The following is a 7,101-nucleotide window of genomic DNA, read 5'->3' as shown; positions in this document are numbered from 1 at the left end:
ATTGCCATGGGATGCCGACTAAAGTCGGCACTCCAACTGTAAAGCTGAAAGGCCGTTTCTGAAACCATGTCTAAGGAGCACATATAGACCAATGATCATCTTTGAAGATGAATTGTGGCCCCATTTTGGCACGATTGCCCAGACACGCCCCCTCTTTGCGCTGCGGGTTGGCGCACTTACCCTGATGGAGCGCGGGGCGCTTTTGGCTGTCCAGTATGGGACGAATGAGCCGATGGGTTTGGCGCGGTCCCACTTGATGGATTGCTTTGGGCCAACTGAGGGGCTGGCGGCATGTCTGCGCGTTGGTGCCCCGGTGGTGCTGATCAATGCTCGCGCCCTCGATCTTGCATGGCTACCTGAACTGCTTAAAGAGCCGCTCAATACGGTCTATCTGGCGGGCGAATGTCTGCTTGGTGCGCGGATAACCCCGGCGCTGGCCAGTGCGGTACTCTTCTACCTTCAGGCTCAACAGGCGGCAGCAGCGCGTGATGAGTTACTGCGTTTTGCCCGTTTCCGTGATGTGGGCCCTGCCGAGCCACCACTGTTGTTGCGCTACCCCTGGGATCTGATTAGCCAAACGGGTGAGCAGATTGTGCGCGATCTGGCCCTGCTTGAGCAGCACATTCCCCGGCTGCATGCTCCGCCGCCCCAGGTGACCGTGCGTGGCGAACAGATCTATGTTGCACCCACAGCACGCCTTGATGGGCCCATTGTGCTTGATGGGCGCGATGGGCCTATTTTCATTGAAGCCGAGGCCCAGATTGAACCCTTTAGCTTTATTCAGGGGCCTGCCTATATTGGCGCAGGGAGCCTGATTGCCAGTGCGCGTATTCGGGGTGAAACCGCCATAGGCCCGGTCTGTCGCATCGGCGGCGAAGTGGAGGCAAGCATCGTCCAAGGGTTTAGCAACAAGCACCACGATGGCTTCCTGGGCCACTCCTGGCTCGGTGAATGGGTCAACATTGGAGCAATGACCACCAATAGCGATCTGAAGAATAACTATGGCCATGTGCGCGTAAACCTAGAAGGCGTAGGCCAATTTGATAGTGGCTTGATTAAACTGGGGGTCTTCTTGGCCGATCATGTGAAACTTGGGATTGGCATGCATCTCAATGGTGGTACCATGATTGGCACTGGCAGCAACATCTTTGGGCTGCACAGCCTGCCCAAGAACATCCCCCCCTTCACATGGGGCGGCGATGTCTTCCGTGAGTACCGCATCGAGAACATGATCGGCGTCACCCGCACCGTAATGGGGCGGCGGAAACGCACGCTCACGCCTGGCTATGAAGCGCTCCTGCGTGCCGCCTTTGAGTTGACCCGCCCAGCGCGTGAACATACGGTGCCGCCCGCAGTTATTCCCATTTCGCCCGCCGCTGCTTTGGCTCTGGCACGGGCCGAGGCTGAGGCGGTGGGGGGGTGAGGCCCGGAGATGTTCACCACAGAGGCACAGAGGACACAGAGAGAGTGCGATGTTTTGTTAGGGATGGTTTTAGAAACGGCCTATGGCGCAAACGGGAAAGTGTCCTGAAACCATCCCTTTACTACTTCCTCTTTACTACCTCCTACCTCCTATGCTCCTACGTGATCTCCCCAGTGTTGATCGTCTGCTTCAGGCGCTACGTAGCGCCCTTGGTGCGGAGTTGCCCCATGCCTTGCTGCTCACGGCGGCCCGCGCTGAACTGGATGCCGCCCGCGCCGCTCTGCGTGGTGGTGAGGCGTACCCAAGTTCGCTGGAGGACCTTACGGCAGCAGCAGTGCAACGGGTTGTGCAGGCATTGACGCCTAGCTTGCGTCCGGTGATCAATGCGACGGGGGTGCTGCTCCAGACCAATTTGGGCCGTGCGCCGCTGAGTAGCCAGGCTCTTGCTGCGATGGCGCAGGTGGGGGGCGGGTATGCCAATCTTGAGTATGATCTTGTGCAGGGGCAACGGGGTAGTCGTTACACCCACCTTGAGGCGCTGCTGACCCAACTGACGGGGGCTGAGGCGGCGCTGGCGGTGAATAATAATGCTGCCGCAATCTATCTTGTGTTACTTGCGCTGGCTTCTGGTCACGAGGTGGTGATCTCGCGGGGCCAGGCGGTCGAGATTGGCGGGGGCTTTCGTATTCCTGATGTGTTGCGCCAGAGTGGTGCGACATTGGTGGAGGTTGGCACAACCAACCGTACTTATGTAGACGACTATGCCGCTGCGTTGAGTGAGCGCACCGCGTTGCTGCTGCGTGTCCATAGCAGCAATTTTCGCATTATGGGCTTTGTACATGAGGCGAGCCTTGCGGAGTTGGCCCAGTTGGCCCAGCAGCATGGCATCCCGCTGCTTGACGATCTCGGTAGTGGCACGTTGCTGCCCACGACGCCCTTTGGCCTGGCCGCTGAACCAACGGTGCAGGAGAGTATCGCTGCCGGGGCTGATCTGGTCACTTTTTCGGGCGATAAGCTGCTGGGTGGGCCGCAGGCGGGCCTCATAGTGGGGCGCAAGGCGCTGATCGCGCACCTGCGTCGCCATCCGCTGATGCGGGCGTTGCGCCTCGATAAGACCACCATCGCTGGCCTAGAGGCGACGCTCTTGAGCTATCGGCGCGGGCGAGCCCTTGAGGAGATTCCCATTTGGCAGATGCTTGCCGCCCCTGTGGATGCCTTAGCAGCACGGGCGCGGGCTATGGCAGCCCAATTGACCCACGCGGGCCTCGTGGCCACCGCCTTGCCCTGCGAAAGTACCATTGGCGGCGGTTCGCTGCCCGGGGCAACCCTAGCGAGCTATGGGGTGGCATTAACCCCCAATGGCGTAGGGGCAACAACTATGGCTGCACGTTTACGTATGTGTACCCCTGCTGTGGTTGCGCGGATCAGCGCAGCGCAGGTACTCTGCGATCTGCGTACCGTGCCGGTGGCGCAAGAGGCAGAACTTGTGGCGCAGTTGGTGGCTTGCTACACACGATAGGCCCGCAGCCACAACTCAAGCGTTACTAGCATCCAGAGGGCGATACCTTGGCGCGGCCAGAGCATACCATGACCCTCTAGCCAGGTCTGGATCAAGGCTGGGTTGAAGAGGCCACGGGCGCGGGCACGCGGGCCGAGCAAGAGATCATGGGCAAGGTCGTGCAGCGGCCCGTGGAGCCAGTGCTGCACGGGGACGCGCATGCCGCTTTTGGGCCGTTCGATGATCTGTGCGGGCAGTAGGTCGGCTACGGCCTGCTTCAAGATCCACTTTTCGCATGTGCCGCGCAGTTTGAGTTGGGGGGGCAGGGCAAAACTGGTAGCCACAATTGCCCGACTGAAGAGCGGTGCCCGCCCTTCGAGGCCACAAGCGGCGGTGATCCGCTCGACTTTGGTGAGGATGTGGTGGGCACCTTTAGTCCGCACATTGGTGTAGAGCAGCCGGTTGAGGTAGCTCTGCATGTGCGGGTTGCTGAGGTAGGGCTGCACGCGCTCTTCCAGGGGCGGGGCGCTGCGGAGAGCCGCATGTACTGCTGGGGTAAAGAGGCGCGGCAACTCATCGTAACATTTGCGGTAGGAGCGCAGATAGATGCGGGCAAGCGCCGCCGGATCGGTGAGGCCATGCTGGAGCGCGTAGGCCAGCAGCGGCAAATTCTTCGGCCCGCCGAAGCATGGGTCGCCCCCTTCACCATTGAGGATCACACGCAACCCATCGGCGGCAGCGGTGCGCGCCAAGAGCAGATTGGGCGCAGTGAGCGGGTCGCCCACTGGACAATCGAGTGCCGCAACCGCATCGGGCAGCGCTGCTGCCACCTGCGCTCCCCGAAAACGCAAGACCCGATGGCGCGTCGCACAATGGTTGGCCACGAGCCCGGAGTAGGCCAACTCATTGGGCAACTCATCGCCAAAGCTGATCGAGTAGGTACGCGGTGGGTGCGCATGGAAACGGGCCGCTAAAGCCGCCACCAGACTCGAATCGACGCCACCAGAGAGCAGTACGCCCACATCGTCATTGGGCGGCAGCATAGCCTGGGTCGCGGCCTCAAGCTGTTGGCGCAGCAGCACCACGTAGTCCGCCTCGGCCATATGGGGATCGGGCGGAAGCTCTTGAGGCAGCCAGGCAAAACCGCTGTTGCGCTGGCCCCCTGGGGTTAGGCGCAGATACTGGCCGGGCAGAAGTTCAAAGACGCCCTCAAGCAGCGTTTCGGCCCCGGGCAGGTAGGCGAAGGTGAGGAAGGACTGCACCGCACTCAGATTAAGGCGGGGCGTTACGATCGGCGAGCGCCGCAGGGCCATGAGGTGGGAGGCAGCGACCCAAACGCTACCCACCTGGCTATAGAAGAGCGTCCGCCCGCCCACCGGATCGCGGGCGAGCATCAGGCATGTACCATCCCAGATAGCCAAAGCAAAGAGCCCATCAGCCCGGCCCAAACCAGCAGGGCCAAAGGTCGCATAGGTAGCCAGCAGCAGTTCGCCATCGCTACAAGTTGGCAATAGCGGTGACGCATCCAACGCGGCCAAAAGTTCAGCCCGATTAAAGAGCGTCACCTCACCAACGGCCACGAGGTTCGCATAGCGATATGGTCCCGCCGCAAGCCAAGGCCGCGCATCGGCAACCAGCCCCAGGGCACAAGGGGGCGCAACCAGAGCCGGGGTCGCCCCCACCTGCACCAGCGTAGCCTGTGGCTCAGGGGCATTGAGGGTGGCGAAGAAGCGCATAGGGCTTTTACCATTTACGATTGTAGATTGCAGATTGCAGATTGCCGAACATAGCGTCCCAATGGGCTTTCGCGTTCTTGATCATGCGGCATGTTCAAGGGTAATTGGTATTACCCAAAATCGCCATCACCATCGCCCTCGGCCTCAGCCCACGCATCCTCATCCTGGGCAGAGCTGCGGTCAGCACCAGAACTGGTGCTATGGTAGGGCCCACCAAACCCAAACTCCAAGCCCCCACCGCCCCCATCGCTGAGGGTCTGATTATGCAGCGCCTGGCGCATTTGTTCTTCCTCTTCGGGCGTAAGGTGCTCAGGCGGCCACATGATTGGGCCCAGCATAAAGCCCGCGCCCGCAGCAAGTAGCGCAGCACCTACTTGGCCCCCAAAAGCAGTCTGGTTGATCGTCACCATGCGGCTAGTTCCACTGACCCAAGCGGTACGGCCATAGCCTTGGTCACGGCCATAGATAACCTTGCCATTCGCCAAGGTACGTTTGATCAAGCGATTGCCCAGCAATTCATCAACACCAGCGAGCCCCCGGCTATCCTGCCATTCAACGCGGCCATCGGGCAACTGGCGTCGCCATTCGTAACTTCCGTCATCAAACGTGCGATGCACACTCTGGTCGGGCAGCAGTTCATCGCGATAGCCGATGGTGGCGTGTTTGCTCATAGACCTCCAATTGAGTTGCGGGCTATCGCCCGTACACTCGTTGGTGGGGCTGCGCCCCAAACGGGTGTGACTGGAGTCTGTAGGGCGGTGCTCTACATCCCTTTGGACAGGGGGAGGATGCGAGGGAACCAGGTTCCCTCGCGCACCCTACCTACACATGTTGGTCACACCTCCCCAAACTCCCGCCGCCAGGCTTACCGAGCCTCGCGCAGGCGGCGGGCAGCCTCTTCGGGCGTGAGGTCACGTTGCGGTTCGCCTAAAAGTTCGTAACCGACCATGAATTTACGTACTGTCGCCGAGCGTAACAGGGGCGGTAAGAAGTGGGCGTGCATGTGCCAGTGTGGATTAGCTTCTCCATCGGTAGGGGCTTGATGCCAGCCCATTGAGTAGGGAAAGCTCACATTGAAGAGCCGATCATAGCAACTGATCAGTTGCTTGAGCAGAGCTGCGAGGGCTGCGCGTTCGTCAGGATACAGGGCGGGCAGGGCTGCAACGGGACGCCGAGGCAGCAGCAGCGTCTCGAAGGGCCAGGCGGCCCAGAAGGGTACGAGGGCGACCATATGTTCATTGGCGCAGACGATCCGCTCTTGGCGTTGCAGTTCCATGGCGAGGTAATCGCTCAATAGGGTACGCCCAGTGCTGTGCAGATAGCGCCGTTGGCTTGCATCTTCACGCACCACTTCACCCGGTAAGAAGCCGGTAGCCCAGAGTTGACCGTGGGGGTGGGGATTGGAGGCACCCATCATGGCCCCGCGATTCTCGAAGGGCAAGACGTAGCGCACCCAATCCAAGGCCCCCAAGCTGGTATATTGCTCGCTCCATGCCTCAACGACCGCCAGCAGTGCCGCTGGTTCCAATTGGCCCAAGTGGAGGTCGTGGCGCGGGGTATAGCAGATCACACGGCAGATGCCGCGCTCACTGTGGGCCACCATGAGCGGTGGGGCATCTGGGCTGGCCCGTTCCGCCACTTCGCCCTGGGGTGGCGCGGGCAACAGCGCGGCATAATCATTATCAAAGACCCAAACCCCATTGTAGGCGGGGGTACGTTGGCCATCAGCACGCAGATTCCCAGGGCAGAGAAAGCAGTGGGGATCATAGGCCGGGCGCTCCTCTGCAGACGCTGGCTCCTCTTGGCCCAACCAGGGGCGCTGCATACGCTGAGGCGAAACCACGATCCACTGGTCAATCAATGGATTGTAGCGGCGGTGGGGATGCTGAAGCATTATGGTCGCACTTCAATAATCACTGGAGTAATGCGGCGCACGCGCCAAATAATCTCAAAGGCTTTATACATCCAGCCATACTTGGCATACAACGTGCGATGGCCCGGCCCTTTTTCATCGAAGGGCACAATGGTGGCCTGACCTTGCAGCGTCGGCGTCCCCTCAAGCTCACGGCCACGCGAATCGCTAGGCACCATGGTCACCTGTGGATTGTTGCGAATACGCTTAACCTTGCCCGAATTGTCCACAGTGAGGATGTACATGCAATCATTGCCAAGGGCAAACCAGACCGGCGTCGGCACCGCGACTCCACTCTTACGAAAGGTCGTGAGGTTGATGTACTGGTAGCTTTGCAGTTCGGCAAAGGGTACTGAACTGGACATAGGTGCTTCCTTTAGCAGGTAGAAAGGAGAAGATAGCAAAGAGTACCGCGCGCCTCTAGGAGGTAGAACGTGAGAAAATAGAAAATAGTGGTTAGCGCGAAAAAGCTCTGGGCCGTGACGTTGGCTGAGCCTGTCGAAGCCAACGTCGCGGTGGCTTCGACAGGCTC

Annotated in this window: 6 protein-coding genes; 2 read left to right on the top strand and 4 right to left on the bottom strand. The window is 60.2% G+C overall.

Features of this window, described 5'->3' with window-relative positions; translation table 11 throughout:
* The first annotated feature begins 91 nt into the window (after positions 1-91).
* Both CJ255_RS20495 and selA read left to right on the top strand, forming a co-directional pair.
* A complete protein-coding gene (locus CJ255_RS20495) occupies positions 92-1,423 on the top strand; it encodes a putative sugar nucleotidyl transferase (RefSeq protein WP_097645939.1) in 1,332 nt (443 codons plus the stop codon).
* Positions 1,424-1,574: 151 nt separating this feature from the next.
* Positions 1,575-2,942, top strand: coding sequence for an L-seryl-tRNA(Sec) selenium transferase (gene selA, locus CJ255_RS20490; protein ID WP_097645938.1), 1,368 nt, complete (start codon positions 1,575-1,577; stop codon positions 2,940-2,942).
* On the opposite strand, the gene CJ255_RS20485 is transcribed toward selA, so the two are convergent.
* The 4 genes from CJ255_RS20485 to CJ255_RS20470 form a co-directional block, all read right to left on the bottom strand.
* Positions 2,930-4,657 (bottom strand): asparagine synthetase B family protein, encoded by a 1,728-nt coding sequence (locus CJ255_RS20485; protein WP_097645937.1) that lies wholly within the window; start codon positions 4,655-4,657, stop codon positions 2,930-2,932. The genes selA and CJ255_RS20485 overlap by 13 nt on opposite strands.
* Positions 4,658-4,767: 110 nt before the next feature.
* Positions 4,768-5,328: a hypothetical protein gene (locus tag CJ255_RS20480; RefSeq protein ID WP_174714087.1), complete on the bottom strand. Its 561-nt coding sequence runs from the start codon at positions 5,326-5,328 to the stop codon at positions 4,768-4,770.
* 194 nt (positions 5,329-5,522) lie between these two features.
* Positions 5,523-6,551: a UDP-glucose--hexose-1-phosphate uridylyltransferase gene (locus CJ255_RS20475; protein ID WP_097645936.1), complete on the bottom strand. Its 1,029-nt coding sequence runs from the start codon at positions 6,549-6,551 to the stop codon at positions 5,523-5,525.
* Positions 6,551-6,934 carry a PPOX class F420-dependent oxidoreductase gene (locus tag CJ255_RS20470; RefSeq protein ID WP_097645935.1) on the bottom strand — a complete coding sequence of 128 codons (384 nt, stop codon included), beginning with the start codon at positions 6,932-6,934 and terminating at the stop codon, positions 6,551-6,553. The genes CJ255_RS20475 and CJ255_RS20470 overlap by 1 nt, the downstream gene beginning before the upstream one ends.
* Between the last annotated feature and the right edge of the window lie 167 nt (positions 6,935-7,101).

The sequence above is a fragment of the Candidatus Viridilinea mediisalina genome, assembly GCF_002532535.1.
GTDB classification, from domain to species: domain Bacteria; phylum Chloroflexota; class Chloroflexia; order Chloroflexales; family Chloroflexaceae; genus Viridilinea; species Viridilinea mediisalina.
Note: the sequence above shows the minus strand (reverse complement) of the source record. Positions and strands in the feature narration are given on the sequence as shown.

Excerpts from the sequence above, each read along its gene's own strand:
- CJ255_RS20495 (WP_097645939.1), top strand. The coding sequence starts at position 92 with ATGATCATCTTTGAAGATGAATTGTGGCCCCATTTTGGCACGATTGCC.
- CJ255_RS20475 (WP_097645936.1), bottom strand. The coding sequence starts at position 6,551 with ATGCTTCAGCATCCCCACCGCCGCTACAATCCATTGATTGACCAGTGG.
- selA (WP_097645938.1), top strand. The coding sequence starts at position 1,575 with ATGCTCCTACGTGATCTCCCCAGTGTTGATCGTCTGCTTCAGGCGCTA.
- CJ255_RS20480 (WP_174714087.1), bottom strand. The coding sequence starts at position 5,328 with ATGAGCAAACACGCCACCATCGGCTATCGCGATGAACTGCTGCCCGAC.
- CJ255_RS20470 (WP_097645935.1), bottom strand. The coding sequence starts at position 6,934 with ATGTCCAGTTCAGTACCCTTTGCCGAACTGCAAAGCTACCAGTACATC.
- CJ255_RS20485 (WP_097645937.1), bottom strand. The coding sequence starts at position 4,657 with ATGCGCTTCTTCGCCACCCTCAATGCCCCTGAGCCACAGGCTACGCTG.